This is a genomic window from Methylobacterium sp. E-041, from assembly GCF_022829665.1.
Classification (GTDB): domain Bacteria; phylum Pseudomonadota; class Alphaproteobacteria; order Rhizobiales; family Beijerinckiaceae; genus Methylobacterium.
Genome location: NZ_JAKSYQ010000285.1, coordinates 173911 through 195319 on the forward strand (window position 1 = coordinate 173911; position 21409 = coordinate 195319).

Annotated in this window: 20 protein-coding genes; 3 read left to right on the forward strand and 17 right to left on the reverse strand. The window is 70.8% G+C overall.

Features of this window, described 5'->3' with window-relative positions; genetic code table 11:
• Positions 1–8: 8 nt before the first annotated feature.
• The 9 genes from lpdA to gloB form a co-directional block, all read right to left on the reverse strand.
• Positions 9–1412, reverse strand: a complete 1404-nt coding sequence (lpdA, locus tag MKK70_RS26505; RefSeq protein ID WP_147728742.1) for a dihydrolipoyl dehydrogenase — start codon at positions 1410–1412, stop codon at positions 9–11.
• 75 nt (positions 1413–1487) lie between these two features.
• Complete coding sequence (locus MKK70_RS26510) at positions 1488–2240, reverse strand: SDR family oxidoreductase (RefSeq protein WP_243950886.1); 753 nt, start codon at positions 2238–2240, stop codon at positions 1488–1490.
• A 10-nt stretch (positions 2241–2250) separates the two neighbouring features.
• Positions 2251–3585 carry a 2-oxoglutarate dehydrogenase complex dihydrolipoyllysine-residue succinyltransferase gene (gene odhB, locus MKK70_RS26515; RefSeq protein WP_147842858.1) on the reverse strand — a complete coding sequence of 445 codons (1335 nt, stop codon included), beginning with the start codon at positions 3583–3585 and terminating at the stop codon, positions 2251–2253.
• A 93-nt stretch (positions 3586–3678) separates the two neighbouring features.
• On the reverse strand, positions 3679–6678 hold the full coding sequence (locus MKK70_RS26520) for a 2-oxoglutarate dehydrogenase E1 component (protein WP_147727158.1): 3000 nt from the start codon (positions 6676–6678) through the stop codon (positions 3679–3681).
• A 215-nt stretch (positions 6679–6893) separates the two neighbouring features.
• A complete protein-coding gene (gene sucD / locus MKK70_RS26525; protein WP_147727159.1) occupies positions 6894–7778 on the reverse strand; it encodes a succinate--CoA ligase subunit alpha in 885 nt (294 codons plus the stop codon).
• Positions 7779–7784: 6 nt separating this feature from the next.
• Positions 7785–8981: an ADP-forming succinate--CoA ligase subunit beta gene (gene sucC, locus MKK70_RS26530; RefSeq protein WP_147727160.1), complete on the reverse strand. Its 1197-nt coding sequence runs from the start codon at positions 8979–8981 to the stop codon at positions 7785–7787.
• Positions 8982–9092: 111 nt separating this feature from the next.
• Positions 9093–10055, reverse strand: a complete 963-nt coding sequence (gene mdh / locus MKK70_RS26535) for a malate dehydrogenase (RefSeq protein ID WP_147727161.1) — start codon at positions 10053–10055, stop codon at positions 9093–9095.
• A gap of 293 nt (positions 10056–10348) precedes the next feature.
• Complete coding sequence (locus tag MKK70_RS26540; protein WP_243932769.1) at positions 10349–10945, reverse strand: TetR family transcriptional regulator; 597 nt, start codon at positions 10943–10945, stop codon at positions 10349–10351.
• A 316-nt stretch (positions 10946–11261) separates the two neighbouring features.
• Positions 11262–12038 (reverse strand): hydroxyacylglutathione hydrolase, encoded by a 777-nt coding sequence (gloB, locus tag MKK70_RS26545; RefSeq protein WP_243950888.1) that lies wholly within the window; start codon positions 12036–12038, stop codon positions 11262–11264.
• A gap of 188 nt (positions 12039–12226) precedes the next feature.
• Between gloB and MKK70_RS26550 the strand changes: the two genes are divergently transcribed.
• Complete coding sequence (locus MKK70_RS26550; protein WP_147727163.1) at positions 12227–12961, forward strand: class I SAM-dependent methyltransferase; 735 nt, start codon at positions 12227–12229, stop codon at positions 12959–12961.
• Positions 12962–13031: 70 nt separating this feature from the next.
• Positions 13032–13820, forward strand: a complete 789-nt coding sequence (locus tag MKK70_RS26555; RefSeq protein WP_243934646.1) for a MarC family protein — start codon at positions 13032–13034, stop codon at positions 13818–13820.
• A gap of 10 nt (positions 13821–13830) precedes the next feature.
• Here MKK70_RS26555 and MKK70_RS26560 read toward each other — a convergent pair whose 3' ends face one another.
• A complete protein-coding gene (locus MKK70_RS26560) occupies positions 13831–14343 on the reverse strand; it encodes a hypothetical protein (RefSeq protein WP_243950890.1) in 513 nt (170 codons plus the stop codon).
• Between the two features lie 115 nt (positions 14344–14458).
• The gene (locus tag MKK70_RS26565; RefSeq protein ID WP_243950892.1) at positions 14459–15511 is read right to left on the reverse strand and encodes a hypothetical protein; all 1053 of its coding nucleotides are present in this window, start codon (positions 15509–15511) and stop codon (positions 14459–14461) included.
• Positions 15512–15820: 309 nt separating this feature from the next.
• Here MKK70_RS26565 and MKK70_RS26570 point away from each other — a divergent pair, with 309 nt between their 5' ends.
• Positions 15821–15973, forward strand: a complete 153-nt coding sequence (locus tag MKK70_RS26570; protein WP_187274756.1) for a hypothetical protein — start codon at positions 15821–15823, stop codon at positions 15971–15973.
• Between the two features lie 96 nt (positions 15974–16069).
• On the opposite strand, the gene MKK70_RS26575 is transcribed toward MKK70_RS26570, so the two are convergent.
• The 6 genes from MKK70_RS26575 to recJ form a co-directional block, all read right to left on the reverse strand.
• On the reverse strand, positions 16070–17113 hold the full coding sequence (locus MKK70_RS26575) for a cytochrome-c peroxidase (protein WP_243950894.1): 1044 nt from the start codon (positions 17111–17113) through the stop codon (positions 16070–16072).
• Between the two features lie 169 nt (positions 17114–17282).
• Complete coding sequence (locus MKK70_RS26580; RefSeq protein ID WP_147844126.1) at positions 17283–17858, reverse strand: sigma-70 family RNA polymerase sigma factor; 576 nt, start codon at positions 17856–17858, stop codon at positions 17283–17285.
• On the reverse strand, positions 17855–18100 hold the full coding sequence (locus MKK70_RS26585; RefSeq protein WP_243932787.1) for a NepR family anti-sigma factor: 246 nt from the start codon (positions 18098–18100) through the stop codon (positions 17855–17857). Before MKK70_RS26585 ends, MKK70_RS26580 begins: the two co-directional genes overlap by 4 nt.
• Positions 18101–18653: 553 nt before the next feature.
• Positions 18654–18929 carry a hypothetical protein gene (locus MKK70_RS26590; protein ID WP_243950896.1) on the reverse strand — a complete coding sequence of 92 codons (276 nt, stop codon included), beginning with the start codon at positions 18927–18929 and terminating at the stop codon, positions 18654–18656.
• Positions 18930–19174: 245 nt separating this feature from the next.
• Entirely contained in the window at positions 19175–19459 is a 285-nt protein-coding gene (locus MKK70_RS26595; RefSeq protein WP_243950898.1) for a hypothetical protein, read from the reverse strand.
• A gap of 86 nt (positions 19460–19545) precedes the next feature.
• A complete protein-coding gene (gene recJ, locus MKK70_RS26600) occupies positions 19546–21363 on the reverse strand; it encodes a single-stranded-DNA-specific exonuclease RecJ (protein ID WP_409568329.1) in 1818 nt (605 codons plus the stop codon).
• Between the last annotated feature and the right edge of the window lie 46 nt (positions 21364–21409).

Below are 21409 nucleotides of genomic sequence, written 5' to 3' on the forward strand. Positions count from 1 at the left end.
CCGCGTCCTCAGACGTGGATCGCGCGCTTCCCGACCGCGAGCGCGGCCTCCTTCACCGCTTCCGTCAGGGTCGGGTGGGCGTGGCAGGTGCGGGCGATGTCCTCGGCCGACGCCCCGAACTCCATCGCCACCGCCACCTCGGCGATGAGGTTGCCGGCATCGGCGCCGACGATGTGGACGCCGAGCACCCGGTCGCTCGCGGCATCGGCCAGCACCTTCACGAAGCCCTCGGTGGTGCCGTTGGCCTTGGCCCGGCCGTTGGCGGTGAAGGGGAACTTGCCCGCGTTGTAGGCGATGCCGTCCTTCTTCAGCTCCTCCTCGGTCTTCCCGACCGAGGCGACCTCCGGATAGGTGTAGACCACGTTCGGGATCACCGCGTAGTTCACGTGGCCGGACTGGCCGGCCAGGATCTCGGCCACCGCGACGCCCTCGTCCTCGGCCTTGTGCGCGAGCATCGGCCCGGCGATCACGTCGCCGATCGCGTAGATGCCGGTGACGTTGGTGGCGTAGTGGCTGTCGGTCTGGATCCGGCCCTTGTTGTCGAGCCCGACGCCGACGCCCTCGAGGCCGAGCCCCTCGGTGTAGGGCACCCGCCCGATCGCCACGAGCACCACGTCGGCCTGAAGCGTCTCGGATTCGCCGCCCGCCGCCGGCTCGACGGTGACGGTCGCGCCGCCCGCGCCGGTCGCCACGCCGGTGACCTTGGTCGAGAGCTTGAAGGCGATGCCCTGCTTGGACATGATCCGCTGGAACTGCTTGCCGACCTCGCCGTCCATCCCCGGCAGCACCCGGTCGAGATACTCGACCACGGTGACCTCGGCCCCGAGCCGGCGCCAGACCGAGCCGAGCTCGAGGCCGATCACGCCCGCGCCGATCACCAAGAGCTTCTTCGGCACCGCCGCGAGCTCGAGCGCACCCGTAGAGGAGACCACGGTCTTCTCGTCGATCTCGACGCCGGGCAGGCGCGTCACGTCCGAGCCGGTGGCGATGACGATGTTCTTGGTCTCCAGCATCTGGTTTCCGCCGTCCTCCGACGTGACCTCGACGCGGCCGGCGCCGGCGATCCTGCCGGTGCCGCGGATGGTGTCGACCTTGTTCTTCTTCAGCAGGAACTCGACGCCCTTGGTGTTGCCGTCGACGCCGCTCTGCTTGAACCCCTGCATCTTGGCGAGGTCGAGCTTCGGCGTGCCGACCTCGATGCCGAGATCGGGGAAGTGCTTGGTCGCCTCCTCGAACGCCTCGGAGGCGTGCAGCAGCGCCTTCGACGGGATGCAGCCGACGTTCAGGCAGGTGCCGCCATGGGTCGCGCGCTTCTCGACGACGGCGGTGCGCAGGCCCAGCTGCGCGGCGCGGATGGCGCAGACATAGCCGCCGGGGCCGGTGCCGATGACGACGAGATCGTAGGTGCTCATGGTTCTGTTCGTTCCTGCATGCGCGTGCGGCGACCGCCGTGGCGGGTCGCCGCCGGATTCATTCGTTGCCGGGGATCACCGACCGCCCGAGACGTCGAGGATGGCGCCGGTGGTGTAGGCCGCCTCGTCGGAGAGCAGCCAGAGCACCGGGGCGGCGACTTCGTCGGCGGTGCCGGCGCGCCTCATCGGCACGCCCGGTCCCATCGCCGCCACCTTGTCGGGCGTGCCGCCGCTGGCATGGATCTCGGTGTCGATGATGCCGGGCGCCACGGCGTTCACCCGGATGCCGGCATCGGCCACCTCGCGGGCGAGGCCGATCGTGAAGCTGTCGATCGCTCCCTTCGAGGCGGCGTAGTCGACGAACTGCCCGGCCCCGCCGAGGCGCGCCGCGATCGACGAGACGTTGACGACGGCCCCGCCCCGGCCGCCCTGCTTCGTCGACATCCGCCGCACCGCCTCGCGGGCGCAGAGGAACGAGCCGACGACGTTGGTCGCCATCATCCGGTGGAGCCGGGCGGCGCTCATCTCGGACACGGGCGCGGAGAGATCGACCACCCCGGCATTGTTGACCAGCGCGGTGACGGTGCCGAGACGGTCGGCCGCCGCGAACAGGGCGATCACGTCGGCCTCCTCCGCCACGTCGCAGCGCACCGCGACGGCCTGGCCGCCCTCGGCTTCGATCGCCGCGACCACCGTCGCGGCCGCGGCCGCGTCGGAGACGTAGCTCAGGCAGACGCGATAGCCGCGCCGCGCCGCGAGCAGGGATACCGCACGGCCGATGCCGCGGCCGCCGCCGGTGACGACCGCGACGGCATCGGGGGTGAGCATCGCGCCGGCCTTACAGATCCAGGACGAGCCGCGCCGGATCCTCCAGCGCCTCCTTCACCCGCACCAGGAAGGTCACGGCCTCCTTCCCGTCGACGATGCGGTGATCGTAGGAGAGGGCGAGATACATCATCGGCCGCGCCTCGATCTTGCCGTTGCGGACCACCGGGCGCTCCTCGATGCGGTGCATCCCGAGGATGCCCGATTGCGGCGCGTTGAGGATCGGGGTCGACATCAGCGAGCCGTAGATGCCGCCGTTGGTGATGGTGAAGGTGCCGCCCTGCATCTCGTCGATCGAGAGCTTGCCGTCCCGGGCCTTGCGGCCGAAGCCCGAGATCGTCTTCTCGATGCCGGCGATTGAGAGGTCGTCGGCGTTGCGCACCACCGGCACGACGAGACCCTTGTCGGTCCCGACGGCGATGCCGATGTGATAGTAGTTCTTGTAGACGAGATCCTGCCCGTCGATCTCGGCGTTGACCGCCGGCACGTCCTTGAGCGCCCCGATCACCGCCTTGGTGAAGAAGCCCATGAAGCCGAGCTTCGTGCCGTGCTTCTTCTCGAAGATGTCCTTGTACTGCGCGCGCAGCGCCATCACCGCGCCCATGTCCACGTCGTTGAACGTGGTGAGCATCGCGGCGGTGTCCTGCGCGTCCTTGAGGCGGCGAGCGATGGTCTGGCGCAGCTTGGTCATCCGCACCCGCTCCTCGCGGGCGGCGTCGTCCGGCTTCGAGGCCGGGCGCGGCGGCGTCGGGCGCGCCTCCTTGGCCGGGGCGGGAGCCGCCTGCGCGGGCCCCTTCGCGATCGCGCCGAGCATGTCGCCCTTGGTCACGCGGCCGTCCTTGCCGCTGCCGTTGACGCTCGACGGGTCGATGCCCGATTCCCGCGACAGCTTGCCGACCGCCGGGCCGTTGTCGTCGGAGGGGCGGGCGGCCGGGGGCGCCGCGTCGCCGTGGTTGCCGTAGCCGGCGGCCGATTCCTTGGCCGGGGCCTCCTCGACCGCCTTGGCGTCGGGGGCGGACGCCTTCGGCGCCTCGCTGCGGCTCTCGGACTTGGCCTCGGCCTCCTTCTTCGGCGCGGCCTCCTTGGGCGCGGGCTTGGCGCCGCCGCCGCTCGCCTCGACGATCGAGCCGAGCAGCGCGCCCGGCTCCACCGTCTCGCCGTCCTTGACCAGGATCTCGCCGAGCTCGCCGGCGGCGGGGGCGTTGACCTCGAGGGTCACCTTGTCGGTCTCGAGCTCGACCAGGGGCTCGTCGGCCGCGACCGTGTCGCCCGGCTTCTTGAACCAGCGGCCGATGGTGGCCTCGCTGACGGATTCGCCGAGCGTCGGGACGAGGATGTCGGTTGCCATTGTGTCAGCTCATGCCGGATCGGTTGGGCCGTACCGGACGGCCGGGCAGGGTGAGCGGCGGCCCCGGAGAGCCGCCGCCATAGGTGAGGACATTCAGACCGCGAGGGCCTCGTTGAGGAAGGCCTGCAGCTGGGCCTGGTGCTTCGACATCTGCCCCACGGCGGTCGAGGCCGAGGCCGGGCGGCCGACGTAGCGGGCGCGCTTCACCGCGGAGCCGGCCTGGCCGAGCACCCATTCGAGGTAGGGCTCGACGAAGGCCCAGGCGCCCATGTTCTTGGGCTCCTCCTGGCACCACACCACCTCGGCATTGCGGAAGCGGCCCATCTCGTTGGCCAGCGCCTTGAGCGGGAACGGGTAGAGCTGCTCGACGCGCAGCAGGTAGACGTCGTTGACGCCGCGCTTCTCGCGCTCCTCGAACAGGTCGTAGTAGACCTTGCCCGAGCACAGCACGACGCGGCGGACCTTGTCGTCGCGGACGAGCTTGACCCCGCTCTCGTCGTGCTCGGCGTCGTCCCACAGGATGCGGTGGAAGCTCGAACCCTCGGCGATCATCTCGATCGTCGACACCGCCCGCTTGTGGCGCAGCAGCGACTTCGGCGTCATCAGGATCAGCGGCTTGCGGAAGTCGCGCTTCAGCTGCCGGCGCAGGATGTGGAAGTAGTTCGCCGGCGTCGAGCAGTTGGCGACCTGCATGTTGTCCTCGGCGCAGCTTTGGAGGTAGCGCTCCAGGCGGGCGGAGGAGTGCTCCGGCCCCTGCCCCTCGTAGCCGTGGGGCAGCAGCATCACGAGGCCGGACATGCGCAGCCACTTGCGCTCGCCGGACGCGATGAACTGGTCGATCACCACCTGCGCGCCGTTGGCGAAGTCGCCGAACTGCGCCTCCCACAGCACGAGCGCGTTCGGCTCGGCCGCCGAGTAGCCGTACTCGAAGCCGAGCACCGCCTCCTCGGACAGCATCGAGTTGATCACCTCCAGCGGCGCCTGGCCCTCGCGGATGGCGTTGAGGGGCGTGAAGCGCTGCTCGTTCTCCTGGTCGATCACCACGGCGTGGCGCTGCGAGAAGGTGCCGCGCTCGACGTCCTGGCCCGAGAGCCGGACGCGGTTGCCGTCGAGCATGGTCGCCCCGAAGGCCAGGGCCTCGGCGGTCGCCCAGTCGATGCCGACGCCGGTCTCCACCGCCTTGGCGCGGTTGTCCATGAAGCGCTGGATCGTGCGGTGCAGGTGGAAGCCGGGGGGCGCCTGGGTGATCTTCTGCGCGATCTCGCGCAGGGTCTCGACCGGCACGCCGGTGCGGCCGCGGCGCGGATCGTCCACGTCCTCGTGCACGGCCTTGAAGCCGGACCAGCGCCCGTCGAGCCAGTCGGCCTTGTTGGCCTTGTAGGTGCCGGCGACCTCGAGCTCGGCGTCGAGCATCGCCCGGAACTCGGCCTTTCGGGCGTCGTAGGCCTCCTGGCTCAGGGTGCCGTTCTCGATCAGCTTGCGCGCGTAGCTCTCCAGCACCGAGGTGTGCTTGCGGATGCGCTGGTACATCTTCGGCTGGGTGAAGGCCGGCTCGTCGCCCTCGTTGTGGCCGAAGCGGCGGTAGCACAGCATGTCGATCACGACCGGCTTGCCGAACTTCTGGCGGTACTCGACCGCGACCTTGGTGGCGAAGGTCACCGCCTCCGGGTCGTCGCCGTTGCAATGGAAGATCGGCGCCTCGACCATCTTCGCCACGTCGGACGGGTACGGCGAGGAGCGCGAGAAGCGCGGATCGGTGGTGAAGCCGATCTGGTTGTTGATGATGAAGTGGATCGAGCCGCCGGTGCGGTGGCCCTTCAGGCCCGACAGCCCGAGGCACTCGGCGACCACGCCCTGGCCGGCGAAGGCCGCGTCGCCGTGGATCAGGAGCGGCATCACGCTGGCGCGCACGACGTTCGGCTTGGCGCGCTGGTCCTGCTTGGCGCGAACCTTTCCGAGCACCACGGGATCGACGATCTCGAGGTGCGACGGGTTGGCGGTGAGCGACAGGTGGACGTTGTTGCCGTCGAAGGCGCGGTCGGACGAGGCACCGAGATGGTACTTCACGTCGCCCGAGCCCTCGACCTCGGCCGGCGAGGCCGAGCCGCCCTTGAACTCGTTGAACACCGCACGGAACGGCTTTGCCATCACGTTGGTGAGCACGTTGAGGCGCCCACGGTGGGCCATGCCGAGCACGATCTCGCGCACGCCGAGCGCGCCGCCGCGCTTGATGATCTGCTCGAGCGCCGGGATCATCGCCTCCGAGCCGTCGAGGCCGAAGCGCTTGGTGCCGGTGTACTTGAGGTCGAGGAACTTCTCGAAGCCCTCGGCCTCGATCAGCTTGTTGAGGATCGCGCGGCGCCCTTCGGGGGTGAACGAGATCTCCTTGTCCTTGCCCTCGATGCGCTCCTGCAGCCACGCCTTCTCCTCGGGATCGGAGATGTGCATGAACTCGACGCCGAGGGTCTGGCAGTAGGTCCGCTCCAGGATCGCGACGATCTCGCGGATCGTGGCGAATTCCAGCCCGAGCACGTTGTCGAGGAAGATCGGCCGGTCCCAGTCGGATTCGAGGAAGCCGTAATGCTGCGGATGCAGCTCCTCGTGGTCGCCGCGGGGGGCCAGCCCGAGCGGGTCGAGCTTGGCGTGCAGGTGGCCGCGCATGCGGTACGAGCGGATCAGCATGATCGCGCGAACCGAATCCTTGGTCGCCTGCTCGACCGAGACGCCGGTCTTGCCGGTGACGGCGAGGCCGTCGGCGGGCTTGCCGGGCCTCTGCTCGCCCTTCTCCGCGCCCTTGGCGAGGATCCTCTCGCCGACCGCCTTCTCCAGGGTCGCCCAGTTGCCGTCGAGCGCCGAGACGATCTCGCCGTTGGCCGGCACCGGCCAGTTCGGCTTGGTCCACGAGGCGCCGGCCGCGTTCTTCTCGACCAGGGTCTCGTCCTCGCCGAGCCCCTTGAAGAAGCTCTGCCACTCGGGGTCGACCGAAGCCGGGTTGCGGGCGTAGGCCGCCTGCAATTCCTCGATGTAGGCGGCGTTGCCGCCGTAGAGGAACGAGGTTTCCAGCAGCGCTTCGTTCACGTCCTGGCGTGCCATCGGCGGGTCATCCTGTCCTTCGGGCCCTCCGCCGGTGCGGATGAGCCGCGTCATCGCGCGGGAGGCGCCTCCGCGAGCGGAAGGCGCGGGCCGCGCTGCGATTCCTGTGGGCGCACGAAGCGGGCGCTCCGTCGCCCATCATATGGGCGTCACCGGCTTGCGTGCGCTGCAACACAGCCGCGCGCGGGTCATACGCGCGCGGCTGTCACTCGGTTTCAGCCCTTCAGGACCTCGACCAGCGTCGAGCCGAGGCGCGCCGGCGACGGCGAGACGCGGATCCCGGCGGCCTCCATCGCCGCGATCTTGTCCTCGGCGCCGCCCTTGCCGCCGGAGATGATCGCGCCGGCATGGCCCATGCGGCGGCCCGGAGGCGCGGTGCGGCCGGCGATGAAGCCGACCATCGGCTTCTTGCGGCCGCGCTTGGCCTCGTCGGCCAGGAACTGCGCCGCCTCCTCCTCGGCCGAGCCGCCGATCTCGCCGATCATCACGATCGACGTGGTCTTCTCGTCGGCGAGGAACATCTCGAGCATGTCGATGAACTCGGTGCCCTTCACCGGGTCGCCGCCGATGCCGACCGCGGTGGTCTGGCCGAGGCCGGCGGTCGAGGTCTGGAACACCGCCTCGTAGGTCAGCGTGCCGGAGCGCGAGACGATGCCGACCGAGCCCGGCTTGAAGATGTTCGCCGGCATGATGCCGATCTTCGATTCGCCGGCGGTGACGACGCCGGGGCAGTTCGGCCCGATGAGGCGCGACTTCGAGCCGATCAGCGCACGCTTGACCCGCACCATGTCGAGCACCGGGATGCCTTCCGTGATGCAGACGATCAGCGGCATCTCGGCCGCGATCGCCTCGCAGATCGCGTCGGCCGCGCCCGGCGGCGGCACGTAGACCACGGATGCGGTCGCGCCGGTGGCCTCGCGGGCCTCGCCGACCGTGTCGAAGACCGGCAGGTTGAGGTGCTTGGAGCCGCCTTTGCCGGGCGAGGTGCCGCCGACCATCTTGGTGCCGTAGGCCAGCGCCTGCTCGGAATGGAAGGTCCCGTTCTTGCCGGTGAAGCCCTGGCAGATGACCTTGGTGTTCGCGTCGATGAGGATGGACATAACGCTTCAGCCCTTCTTCACGGCGGCGACGATCTTCTGCGCGGCGTCGTCGAGATCGTCGGCCGGGATCACGTTGAGCCCCGAGCCGCTGATGATCGCCTTGCCTTCCTCGACGTTGGTGCCCTCGAGGCGCACGACGAGCGGCACCTCCAGGCCCACCGTCTTCACCGCCGCGATCACGCCGCGGGCGATGACATCGCACTTCATGATCCCGCCGAAGATGTTGACGAGGATGCCCTTCACCTGCGGGTCGGCGGTGATGATCTTGAAGGCCGCGGTGACCTTCTCCTCGGTCGCGCCGCCGCCGACGTCGAGGAAGTTCGCCGGCTCCTCGCCGTAGAGCTTGATGATGTCGAGCGTCGCCATGGCGAGGCCGGCGCCGTTGACCATGCAGCCGATCGTGCCGTCGAGCGCGATGTAGGCGAGGTCGTACTTCGAGGCCTCGATCTCCTTGGCGTCCTCCTCGGTCTCGTCGCGGAGCGCGACGATGTCGGGGTGGCGGTAGAGCGCGTTCGAGTCGAACGAGATCTTGGCGTCGAGGCACTTGAGATGGCCGTCGCCGGTCAGCACCAGCGGGTTGATCTCGAGCATGCTCATGTCCTTGGCCGTGAAGGCCGCGTAGAGCTTGGCGGTGAGCTCGCCCGCTTCCTTCGCCTGCGGGCCGGCGAGCCCCAGCGCCTTGGCGACGGCGCGGCCGTGATGAGGCATGATGCCGGTGGCCGGGTCGACCGAGAAGGTGACGATCTTCTCGGGGGTGTCGTGGGCCACCGTCTCGATGTCCATGCCGCCCTCGGTCGAGACGACGAAGGCGACCTGCCCGGTCTCGCGGTCGACCAGCATCGACAGGTAGAACTCGGCGGCGATCTGTGCGCCTTCCTCGATGTAGAGCCGGTTGACCTGCTTGCCGGCCTCGCCGGTCTGGATCGTGACCAGCGTCTGGCCGAGCATCTCGCCGGCGAACTGCTTCACCTCGTCGATCGACTTGGTGACGCGCACGCCGCCCTTGGCGCCGGCCGGCGCGCCCTTGAAGGTGCCCTTGCCGCGCCCGCCCGCGTGGATCTGCGACTTCACCACCCAGACCGGGCCGCCGAGCTCGCGCGCGGCGGCTTCCGCCTCCTCGGGCCTGAAGATCGCGACGCCCTTGGAGACGGGCAGGCCGAACTCCTTCAGCACCGCCTTGGCTTGGTATTCATGGATGTTCATGTGCGCTCCGCAGGCGAATAGGGAGTGGCGAATTGCGAATAGCGAGCCGGGGCAGCAGAGAGCACGTGGCTCTGTCTTCGCTAGCCCCTATTCGCTATTCGCCCAATGTTTTTAGGCGAGCGCCGGGTTCACGCCCTTGCAGGCCTCGATCAGCGTGTTCACCGCGCCGACCGACTTCTCGAACATCGCCTTCTCGGCCGCGTCGAAGGTCACCTCGAGCACGCGCTCGACGCCGTTCTCGCCGATCACGACGGGCACGCCGACATACATGCCAGAGATGCCGTACTGGCCGTCGAGGTAGGCGGCGCAGGGCAGGACCCGCTTCTTGTCCTTGAGGTAGCTCTCGGCCATCGCGATGGCGGAGGCCGCCGGCGCGTAGAAGGCCGAGCCGGTCTTGAGCAGGTTGACGATCTCGCCGCCGCCCTTGCGGGTCCGCTCGACCATGGCGTCGAGCTTCTCCTGGGTGGTCCAGCCGAGCTTGACCAAGTCGGTCAGCGGCACGCCGGCGACCGTCGAGTAGCGGGTGAGCGGCACCATGTCGTCGCCGTGGCCGCCGAGCACGAAGGCGGTGACGTCCTCGACCGAGACCTTGAACTCCTCGGCCAGGAAGTGGCGGAAGCGGGCCGAGTCGAGCACGCCGGCCATGCCGACGACCTTGTTGGTCGGCAGGCCCGAGAACTTCTGCAGCGCCCAGACCATGGCGTCGAGCGGGTTGGTGATGCAGATCACGAACGCGTCCGGCGCGTTCTCCTTGATGCCGGTGCCGACGGCCTCCATGACCTTCAAGTTGATCCCGATCAGGTCGTCGCGGCTCATGCCGGGCTTGCGCGGCACGCCGGCGGTGACGATCACCACGTCGGCGCCCTTGATCGCCGAATAGTCGCTCGCACCCGAATACTTCGCGTCGAAGCCGTCGACCGGGGCCGATTCGGCGATGTCGAGCGCCTTGCCCTGCGGCACGCCGTCGACGATGTCGAACAGCACGACGTCGCCGAGTTCCTTCAGACCGGCGAGGTGCGCCAGCGTTCCGCCGATCTGGCCGGCGCCGATGAGCGCGATCTTGCTGCGTGCCATGTCCGAGACGTCTCCAGCTTAGCGTGAAAGGGTGAGGCGAGCGCGCCGACGACTCGGGGGTCGAAAGTCCGTCCGAGGCGCCGCCCGACGCGACCGGTTTTCCTGCGCGGCTGTGTGGCCGAAAAGCACCGCCCCATCAACCCGACGCAGATCGCCCAAGCAGGGTTCGGGCCAGGGCGGATGTGCGGCGCGCAAAACAAAGCCCTCGAAAAGCTAAGCTTTTCGAGGGCTTTAGGAGGATATTGCCAATTCGGGATCGGCGCTATGACAACTTTTTGAACCTGTCATTCCGCTCAGAGGATACCCGCGCGCAGCACCCGCTGGATCGCGTGAATCACCGCGCCGAAGCGGGCGTCGACCAGGTCGCGCGGCACCTCGGCGTCGTGCTGGATCGCCAGGGGATGGGTGAAGCGGTAGCTCGCATCGAAGATGTAGGCGATGGCGCGCTCGCGGTCGCGCGCCGAGAAGGTGCCGGTGGCCATCCCCTCCTCGATCACCCGCTCGACCAGGCTGCGCAGGCGGACCCGGTGGCGGCGGGCGATCGGCCTGGCGGCGACCGTGGCGTCGAGATGGACCGCGAACAGGTTCGGCTCGTCCTGGAGCGCGTCGCGCTGCAGGGCGGCGAGCGCGGTCAGCAGCCGCTCGATCTTGTCGTCGGCCGGGTCGGGCGCGTCGGCGATGCCGGCCAGGCGGGTCTCGATGTCCCGCAGCCAGCGGCCGGCGACGGCGTCGAGCAGGGCGTCCTTCGAGGGGAAGTAGCGGTAGACGTTGGCGTGCGTCATGCCGGCTTCGGCGGCGACGGCGACGACGGTGACCCGCTTGGGGCCGAGCCGGGCCAGGTGCTCGGTGGCGATCCCGAGCAGCCGCACGTCGGCGGAGATCGGCGCCACCCGGGATCGGGCGGCCGCGGGGGCGCGGGCCGGACGGTCCGCATCGGACGGGGACCGTCCCGTCGCCGTCGCTTTGGCGGCGGGCTCTTCGGAACGCGGCTCGGGATCCGGTTGAAGGAAGGGAAGCGGGAGGCGTGAGGACGAGAGGTGGTAAGGCGAGACGGACCCCCATCTGACCGAAAGAAGCGGGAACACGCTTCCGTTGACGTCGAGCCTCCCTCCGGGAGCCTATCGATCAGACGGTTTAGCGCCTGTCGAATGTCCTATGTTCACTTCTCTTTGAGAAGGCAACAAAATTTCCTTGAAAACCTGTGCGTCAGAAGCGGTTCTTCCATTCTCGCAGTGCAACAAAAACCGTTGCCGGGTCAGCAGCTTCGTCGAGTCCCACCGCCGTCTTCAGTGCCGGCAGGCCGCTTCGCAGGAACGGGTTGGTCGCCCGTTCCACCGCCATCGTAGAGGGAACCAGGAAGCGGCCGGAGGATTTTAGCTCTTCCGCTTCGCGCAGGCGGCCGTGCAGATCCGCGTTGCCGGGCTCTGCTGCGACCGCGAAGCGGGCGTTCGACAGCACGTAATTGTGCCCGCTGTACACTTGTGTCGCATCCGGCAGCGGCAGGAACCGCTCGAGCGACCGCCACAGGGTCTCGGGCGGGCTTTCCATCACCCGGCCGCAGCCGAGGGTGAACAGGGTGTCGCCGGAGAACACGATTCCCGGCTCGGCGAACCAGTAGGTGACGTGGTCGGCGCAATGCCCCGGCGTCTCCCACACCTCGGCCGAGAGGTCGCCGACCCGGACGGTGTCGCCCTCCGACACGGTGCGGTCCACGTCGGGGACCGCCGGGCCGGCCTTGGCCGGGGCGGTGACGCGGGCGCCGGTCGCGCGCTTGACCTCGGGGATGCCCGCGATGTGGTCGCCGTGGCGATGGGTGACCAGGATGTCGGTGAGCCGCCAGCCGGTCTGCGTCAGCATCGCCAGGACCGGCGCCGCCTCCGGCACGTCGATCGCCGCGCAGGCGCCGGTGGCGGGGTCGCGGATGAGCACGCCGATGTTGTCGCTGCGGCACAGGAAGGTGCGGATCTCGGGGGCCGTGGCCATGAACGCGTCTCCGGGCTCGCGGCCGGTCCGGCCGTATCGGGCGGGAACGGATGCGGAAACCGGGGGGTTCCCCGGCGCGTCGCCCTGCAAGTCGCCGCCTGCGCCTTGTCGCGGCGGGTGCCCGGCCCCATTGAATCGCCATCGGGCCGGGACGCCGGCCTTCCCCGACGCCGCTCCAGCTCCGACCCATGCGCCTCGACGTCACCGACCTGCGGGCCTTCTACGCCACGCCGCTGGGCGTCACGACGCACCGGATCGTCGCCCGCACCCTGCACGGCTTCCTCGGCTCGGTCTCCGGCCTGCGCGTGCTCGGGCTCGGCTACGCGGTGCCTTATCTGAGCCCGGTCCACTGCATCGCCGAGCGGACGCTGGCCTTCATGCCGGCGACGCAAGGGGTGGTGAACTGGCCCGGCGCCGGCCGCTCGTGCTCGGCGCTCGCCGACCCGACGATGATGCCGCTGCCGGATGCGGCGATCGACCGGGTGATCCTGGTGCATGCGCTCGAGGCGGTGGAGAGCCCGACGGAACTGCTCCGGGAGGTCTGGCGCACGCTGACGCCGGGGGGGCGGATGATCCTCGTCGTGCCGAACCGGCGCGGGGTCTGGGCGCGGCGCGACGCGACGCCGTTCGGGCACGGCCAGCCCTACAGCCGCTCGCAGCTGAGCCGGCTGATGCGCGACACGCTGTTCTCGCCGGAGGACTGGGCCGAGACGCTCTACATGCCGCCGCTGCGCTCGCGGGTGATGCTGCAGACCGCCGCCGCCTGGGAGCGGGTCGGGACGGGCCTCTCGCTCCCCTTCGCCGGCCTCCACGTGGTGCACGCCACCAAGCAGCTCTACCGGCCGATCACCGTGCAGCAGGTCCACCGCGCCCGCCGCCTCGCGCCCGCGCGGGTGCTCGTGCCGGCGCCCGCGCCGGGTTAAGCCCGACGCTTCGCACGCCGACGCCGGCGGCCCGGCCCAACCCCGTCTCGACGGAGATCGCGAAGACACCATGAGCGTCGAAGCGGCCATCCAGCAGTTCCTGCTCGCGCTCTCGAGCCTGTTCTCGATCGTCAACCCGCTCGGCGGGGCGCTGATCTTCGCGCAGGTGACGGCGGGGCACAGCCACGACGACCGGGTCTGGCTCGCCGGCCGGATCGGCGGATACGCGCTGCTGATCATGCTGGCGGCGCTGTGGGCCGGCGCGCCGATCCTCAACTTCTTCGGCGTGTCGCTCGGCGCGCTCCGCATCGCGGGCGGGCTCGTCGTCGGCGCCTCCGCCTGGGGGCTGCTGAACCGGCCGGAGGCCCGCGAGGCGCGCAAGCAGGCCGAGGTCTCCTCGACGACGGGACAAGGAGCGACCCAAGCGGCAGCGCAAGCCGGAAGCCAAGCGGCGGCGCCGACCGCGCCCCGAGCGGCGGCGGCCGCCGCTCCAGCCCAGCCGCCGGCGGATGGGCAGAGATCGGTCGATCCCCTGTCCGAGATCGCGTTCTTCCCGCTGACCCTGCCCTTCACCACCGGCCCGGGCACCATCGCGGTGGCGATCACCCTCGGCTCGAACCGTCCGGCCGTGATGGCCGACCGGCTCGGCTTCTACGTCGGCGTGTCGCTGGCCGCGCTCGGCGTCGCCGCGACGGTGGCGCTGATCTACGCCTCGGCCGACCGGGTGGTGAGCCTGCTCGGGCCGATCGGGGCGCGGGTACTCGGTCGGCTGTTCGCGTTCCTGCTGCTCTGCGTCGGCACCCAGATCACCATCAACGGGGTGATCGACGTGTTCGGGCCGCTGCTTGCCGCGCGCTGAGACGTCCGCGTCACCGCACGGCCTCGGCCCGCGCCAAACCCTCGATCCGGTCGAGCCAGCGCTCCAGGCGGGCCCGGTTGCCGCCGGCATCGAGCAACCCGATTTGCGGGCGGGCGTACAGGGCCAGGGTCGATCGGCCCTCGCCGGCGCCGAGAATCGCGACGGCGACCGTGTCGGGCAGCCGCAGCCATTCCGAGCGGACGACGTAGCGGTCCTCCTCGGCCCAGCGGGCCTGGAAGGCCAGCTCGGTGCGCGGCTCCTCGGCCGCCACCGCGGCGACGATGGCGCGCAGCCGCTCGCCCGGCACCGGCAGCACCGGCGGCACGCGATCCGAGACCGCGCGGCACTGGCCGGGCGGGCAGGCGAGCGCGTCGCCCGCGCTTCGCGAGACGGTCGGCAGGTCCACCGCGCCGCGGTCGGGCGCGCCGAACAGCAGCCACACGTCCTCGATGCCCCCGGGCTCCGGCCCGCGCGCCACCAGCACGGCGCCGGCGAGCGCGAGCCCGCCCAGAGCCAGCGCCATGCCCGCCCTCCCCCACCGCACACCGATCCTCCGCGCCTTCGACCCGTCCGAACACCGGACATGCGAAAGCGGCCCCCTCTCGGAGGCCGCCCGCCCGTCTTCCGCGTCGATCAGATCAGATCACGGGCGCCGAGAACAGCGCGCCGTACATCGCCGCATGGCCGACGTAGTAGAGCGTGAGGAAGCCGGTGAGCGCCACCGCGTAGTAGGCCGGGGCCAGCGCCACGTCGCGGCGGCGGACGGCGCTGCGGGCGTCGTCGGCGGCGATGCCGATCAGCACCACGATGATCCCGGAATGGCCGATCGCATCGACCTTGCCGAACTCGAACACGGCGGAGACGAAGATCGCGGCCAGGATGATCGCGGCGGTGCGGCGCACCAGGGGCGTCCAGATCAGGGCGAAGGCCAGGGTGAACTCGACGACGCCGGCGGCCTTCATGAACAGCTCGGGCGAGGCGCCGAAGGTCATCTCGGGCTTGGCGGCCAGGAGCGGCGCGGTCCATTCCGGGTAGGCCCACTTCTCGACCGAGGCCCACATCAGGGTGACGGCGGCGGCGGCGCGGACCACGTCGATGGGGCGGATGCCGTAGAGGGTGCGGTCGAGGCCGGTGAGGATCAGGTAGGCGGCGACGCCGAGGAAAACCGGGTAGTCGGCCAGATGGAACGCGCCGTAGCTCCAGGTCGCGTAGCCGAACAGCACAACGATGCCGGCGCCGGCCAGCGGCAGGGTGCGGTGCCAGATCAGGCAGGCCGCAAGCGCGAGCTGGAACCACGGGATCCAGGCCGCGTCGGTCTTGAGCTCGGGGGTGAGGATGATGCCGCCGAGCGTCCAGAGCGAGACGAAGAAGAAGCCCAGCGTCGCCCGCACCAGCAATTCGGTGTCGGTGCGCAGCCGCGCGGTGACCCGGTCCAGGGCGTTGAGCAGGGCGGTGCCGAGCGGGGTGCCCTCGGCGAGGCACCCGAACATCAGGCACAGGACCGACAGGCCGACGAGCCACTCGAAGTCGAGGCAGAGCACCTGCTCGAGGCCGCGGGGCTGGCCGGCGACGTCGTAGGCGCAGAACCACTTCACATGGGCGCTGGCCTCGCTGCTGGCGAGCAGGGTCGCGGGAAGGGCTAGGGCGCCGGCAAGAAACGGAGAAGAGCAACGCCACTCAAAGGTCCGCATCGAAGCCTCGTCACAACGGGTCAGAACAGTGCTTACCGATGCATTTAGAACTAAGCCGCCGGATTTTGCCAAGGGTTTGTTAACGTCCGTGTCGAAAAGGTTAACGCTGTGGGTGCCGGGTAAAATCGGCTGAAAGCGAATCCCGTCTAGGGCGCCGTGCCGGGCAACGCGCCATTCAGCATGGACGCGGATTCCCAGCTCTTCGGACGGCCGCGCAAGACTTCGCTCAGTGTTGGCCGGCGATCCTGGCGCGGCCGGAACCCGAGATCGCCGGCCGGACCAAGCGTGGGGGGATTGCGGATGATCGGCTTGGCAAGTCTCGCGAGCCTCGGTGCCGGGATCGGGCTGGCCGGCTTCGCGCCGCGTGCGGGCCTGCGCGCCGCCACCTTCGAATCCTGCGGCGGCGTGCTTCTGGTGACCGGCCTCGCCCTGCTCGGCGCTGGGCTGCCGCTGTTCCGCTAGGGCATTCCCGAGCCAGGTGGATCGAGGGGCGCGCGACGATGCTGCCGGCGACGCCGCCGCGGACGCATCCGGGGCCGCGCCCGCCGTCCGGCCCGGTTACGGCTTCGGCGCGTCGCCGGTCAGGTCCGCGAGGGCGCGGTCGTTCCCGGCCGGCGCGGTGAGCGTCTGCAGGAAGGCCAGCAGGTCGGCCTTCTCCGCGCTCGTGAGGTTCAGCGGGCGGATCTCCGGCGAGCGGCTCGGGCGTGCGATGCCGCCGCGGTCGTAGAGATCGATCACCGCCTCCAGCGTCGCGATCGATCCGTCGTGCATGTAGGCGCCGCGGCCGGCTACCTCGCGCAGGCCGGGGGTCTTGAAGGCGTAGCGCAGGGCCTCCGAGCTCGGCACGAAGCGCCCGCGTCCGAGATCCGCGCCGGTCGCCGTGCCGATGTCGTGGAACGAGCCGTCGGTGAAGGCCCAGCCGCCATGGCAGGCGGCGCAGTTCGCGCGGCCGTTGAACAGGTCGAAGCCGCGCTTGGCGGCGACCGGGATCGCCGTCTCGTCGCCCGCGATCCAGCGGTCGAACGGGCTCACGCCGGACACGATCAGGCGCTGGAAGGTGGCGAGCGCCGCCTCGATCCGGTCCTTGGTGACGCCGGGATCGGCGAAGGCCTCGGCGAAGGCGGCGGCATAGGCGGCATCCGCCGACAGGCGCGCCACCGCGTCGTCGGCGGGCAGGCCCATGTTGCCGGGCGCGCTGATCGGGACGAAGGCGACGCTCTCGAGGTCGCGGAACTTGCCGTCCCAGCCGAGGCGGCCCTCCTGCCAGGCGATGTTGAGCAGGCTCGGCGTCCGCAGGTCCATGTCGGAATCGTTGCGGGCCGGCGCGCGCTTGCGCCCGTCCGCCCAGGCGAGGTCGGGCAGGTGGCAGGTCACGCAGGCCCGGTCGCGGTCGGCCGACAGGATCGGATCGAAGAACAGCTTTCGGCCGAGTTCCGCCTTGGCCTGGGCGTAGGGATTGGTCTCCGGGAACGGGATCGCGGAAGGCGGGGCATAGGCCTCGCGCCCGGCGGCCCGCTGCGCCGCCGGTCCGCTCGCGGCCGGACCGCAAACCGCACCGAGCATCACAATTGCGGCGATACCGCCGCCGAGCTTCCATCGCATCGCAGAGCTCCCAAGGGGAGGGTCTACGATGCGATGTCTTGCAGATCCGTAAAGCCTTCGTTTCGATTATGGTCCTGCCCGAGAATTATATTCCCGAAACCTCAACGATAACTTGAACCTCAGCGAACATGCCGCGACGTCATGCACCCTCCCCGATCCGGGGCGGCGATCAGCGGGCGTCGAGGGCGGCGCGGGTGCGGGCGTCGGTGCCGACGTCGCCGGCGTCGTCCATGCCGAGGCTCTCGATCAGCCGCCCGCGCGCGCGGCTGACCCGGCTCTTGATCGTGCCGACGGCGACCCCGCAGATCTCGGCCGCCTCCTCGTAGGTGAAGCTCTGCGCGCCGACGAGAACCAGCGCCTCGCGCTGGGCCAGCGGCAGCAGGTTCAGCGCGCTCTGGAACGCGCGCATCTCCACGCGGACCTCCTGCTCGGGCAGGCTGGTCAGCCGCCCGGCATGGCCGCCGTCGGCATCCTCGATCTCGCGCTTGCGCTTGCGCTGCTCGGAATAGAACAGGTTGCGCAGGATCGTGAACAGCCACGCCGTGAGGTTGGTGCCGCGGCGGAAGCTCTCGGCCTTGGTCCAGGCCCGCATCAGCGTGTCCTGCACGAGGTCGTCGGTGCGGTCGAAATCGTAGGTCAGCGAGAAGGCGAAGGCGCGCAGCGCCGGGATCGCGCCGAGCAGGAGGTCGCGCATCTCGGCGTCGGCGCCGGCGGGCGTTCCGACGGGGGCACAGGCCTGGATCATCGCGCGGATTCCTTTTCCGACCGGGCGGCGAATTCCGCGACGAGCGCCTCGAACCGCTCGGGGATCGGCTGGGCGAGCAGGCCCGCATAGAGCACCCGCAGGCTGCGCCCGATCCGGCGCCGCGTCTCCGGATCGAGCCGCCGGTCGCCGCCGCGCGGCCGCCGCTCGGGCGTCGGCACGGCATCGCCGGCCACGCGCCCGATCGCGTCGTCGGCACCGCGTTCGTCGGAGATGTCGTGCATCGTCGGCCGTCCTGGCAAAGCGGGGCGACGCCTCGCGACCCGACCGCCTGCGAACGACCGGGCGCGGCCCTCAGGCCTCCGGTGCGTCGCGGACGCCAGGTCCGTCGCCGTGGCTACGGGTGCTAGGGCCGGGCGGTTTAATCAAGTCTGAAAAAGACATTCACCTAGAATTCATCACCATAGGCCGCGACATCATCTTATGGTCAAGCTGGCGACTTTGTCAATTTGTATGTTTTCGCAACCTTGATACATCTGGTTACATTCCAATGTTCGAAACCTGACGGTCTGGACTTCGGGCGGCGGCAGCCGGCGGCGCGCCGCGGCGTCCCGGCCGAGGGCGCGGATGCATCGTCGAAGCTCAGCGCGGCCCCTCTCCCGCTGAGGAGAGGGGGACCGCGTCCTCTTCGGCTCGCGAGAACGATGGGCGCCGTCCGTCAGAGCGCGATCGGAACGCTGACGGAGCCGTAGGCGGTGACGACGAGGCCGCAGACGAAGGCGCCGATCATCGCGTCGTCGAACAGCGTCATGGTCTCGATCCCGGTCCGCTTCCCGCTCAGCAACGGCTGCCGCCGCTGGTCTGGCCGTACTGCATCACCGGCCGGGTCTGCCGGTTGGCGTCGCCCTCGCTCGCCGAGCTCGGCACGCACCCGCCGGTGCGCGGCGTGCCGTCGACGCCGATCCCGACCGAACCCGTGGCCAGGTCGTCAGAGGGGGACGGCGGCGCGAAGCGGTCGACGGGGGCCTCGTAGCTGAACGCGCGCGCGGACGAGACGGGGGCGGAAACGTCGATGACGAGAGCGGCCGCGACGGCAACGAAACGCAACGTCATGAGGATAGAAGACGCCTTCCAGCAATACAGGCCGCCGGTTCGGCACGGTCTGATCTTGCGTCAAGCTTATATGGATCGCCCCTGACCCTCACGACGTGATGGGCTCCACGCGGCACGGCGGATGAAACGCTGGGCCGGATCGGGACGATCGCGTCACGACGATCCGGCGGGTGGCTTCGGGAGGGCGGATCCGGGCTTCGCGGGCTTGCCGGATCCGGCCTCCCTTCGATCGCGCGAGAACCGTGTCAGGGCTTGAAGTAGGGCCGTGCGACGACCGGCGACGCATCGCCGGGCCGGACGCGCGCGGCGTGCACGACGCGGCGGGCGCTCCGGGCGGGCCGCACCGCGCGCGGTGCCGCGAACCGCTCGTCGCGCATCTCGCCGAGGTAGTCCGAGCCGCCCGCCCCGAAGACGCCGCCCTGCACCACGCCGGCCGAGGGCGGGCGGCCCATGAAGAATTCCTCGGCCCCGCCGGCGAGCGCCGGCGCTGCGGCGAGGAGAAGGGCGACGGCGGAGAGGAAGGAGCGCATGCACGCAGTTTAGGGCCGCGCGCCTCCACGCCGCGTTAACGATGTCGCGAGAGCGGACGGACCGGCATCGCGCGGGGCGGCGGCGATCACGCGGCGGGGCTCAGGTCGCAGATGCGGACCTGCGCGCGCTCGGCCCCGCGCCAGCGGTCGCAGGCGAGTGTGCCGGCGACGTGGAACTCCGAGCCGATGCCCGCCAGGATCGCCTGCCCGAGCGGCGATTGCGCGCTGCGGAAGCTGATCGCGCCGACCGCCTGCCCGTCGCGGCTGCGCAGGCGCGCACGGACATGGCCGTGGCCGACGAGGCCGGCATCGACGATGCGGTGGCGCGGCAGGGCGAAGACCGGCTCCGGCGCCCCCTGCCCGAACGGGCCGGCGCGCTGGATCAGGCGGACGGTCTCGGCCGTGGCGCCGCCGGCGCTGACCGTGCCGTCGACGAGCAGCGCCTCGACCGCGCGCGCGTGCGCCACCGCGTCCGCCAGGTCCGCGGCGAGGAAGGCGGCAAAGCGCGTCAGGTCGGGGCCGGCGAGAGTCACGCCCGCGGCCATGGCGTGGCCGCCGCCCTTCGTCGCGAGACCCGCCGCGACGGCGGCGCGGACGGCGTGGCCGAGGTCGGCGCCGGCGATCGAGCGCCCCGAGCCGGTGGCCGTCCCGTCCGGCCGCAGGGCGAAGGCGAAGGCCGGCCGGCCGAAGCGCTCCTTGAGCCGCGCCGCGATCAGCCCGACGATGCCCGGATGCCATTCGGCGCTGCCCGCGACCAGCACCGGGCGATCGGGGTCGCGGCCGAGGGCGTGGTCCATCTCGGCCTCGGCCTCCGCCACGGCCTGCGCCTCGATCGCCTGGCGCTCGCGATTCAGGCGGTCGAGCTCGACCGCGATGCGGGCGGCCTCGGCGGGGTCGTCGGTGGTGAGCAGGCGCGCGCCCAGACCCGCGTCGCCGATGCGCCCGCCGGCGTTGATGCGGGGGCCGAGGAGATAGCCGAGGTGCCACGCCTCCGGCGGCCCGTCGAGGGCGGCGGCATCGAGGAGCGCCGCGAGGCCGTGGCGGCCGCGGGCACGCATCACGGTCAGCCCCTGGACCACGAAGGCGCGGTTGAGGCCGGTCAGCGGCACCACGTCGGCGACGGTGGCCAGCGCCACCAGGTCGAGGGCGTCGGTCAGCGACGGCTCGGGGCGCGCGGCGAAGGCCCCCTCCGCCCGCAGCGTCCGGGCCAGGGCCACCAGCGTCAGGAACACGACGCCCGCGGCGCAGAGATGGCCGAGGCCCGACAGGTCGTCGAGGCGGTTCGGGTTCACCAGCGCGCGCACCGGCGGCAGCAGCTCGGGGGCGCCGTGGTGGTCGAGGACGAGCACGTCGAGGCCGATCCGCGCCGCCTCCGCCAGGGGCCCGTGCCCGCTGGTGCCGCAATCGACGCAGACCAGCAGGGTCGCCCCCTCCCCCGCCAGCGCGGCGACCGCGGCGGTGTTCGGGCCGTAGCCCTCGGTGATCCGGTCGGGGATGTGGATGCGGGTCGGCACGCCGAGCGCGCGCAGGTATCCGGCCAGCAGGGCCGCGCTCGCGGCGCCGTCGACGTCGTAATCGCCGAACACCGCGACGCTCTCGCCCTGCCGCACCGCCCGCGCGAGGCGATCGGCGGCGGCTTCCATGTCGACGAGGCAGGCGGGGTCGGGCATCAGGTCGCGCAGGCGCGGGCGCAGGTAGGCCTCCGACCCGTCCGGCCGGACGCCGCGCCCGGCAAGCACGCGGGCGAGCAGGTCCGGCAGGCCATGGGCCTGGACCATGGTCGCGGCGTAGGCCTGCGCGGCCGGGTCGGCGCAGCGCTCCCGCCACGGCCGCCCGAGGATGGACCGGGTGACGCCGAGGAAGGCGCGGGACTCTGGAAGCAGGACTGACACGGGGCGCACCATAGACCGCAACGGCGGCCAAATCCCGGTCCGCGTGCGGGCGTCGGCG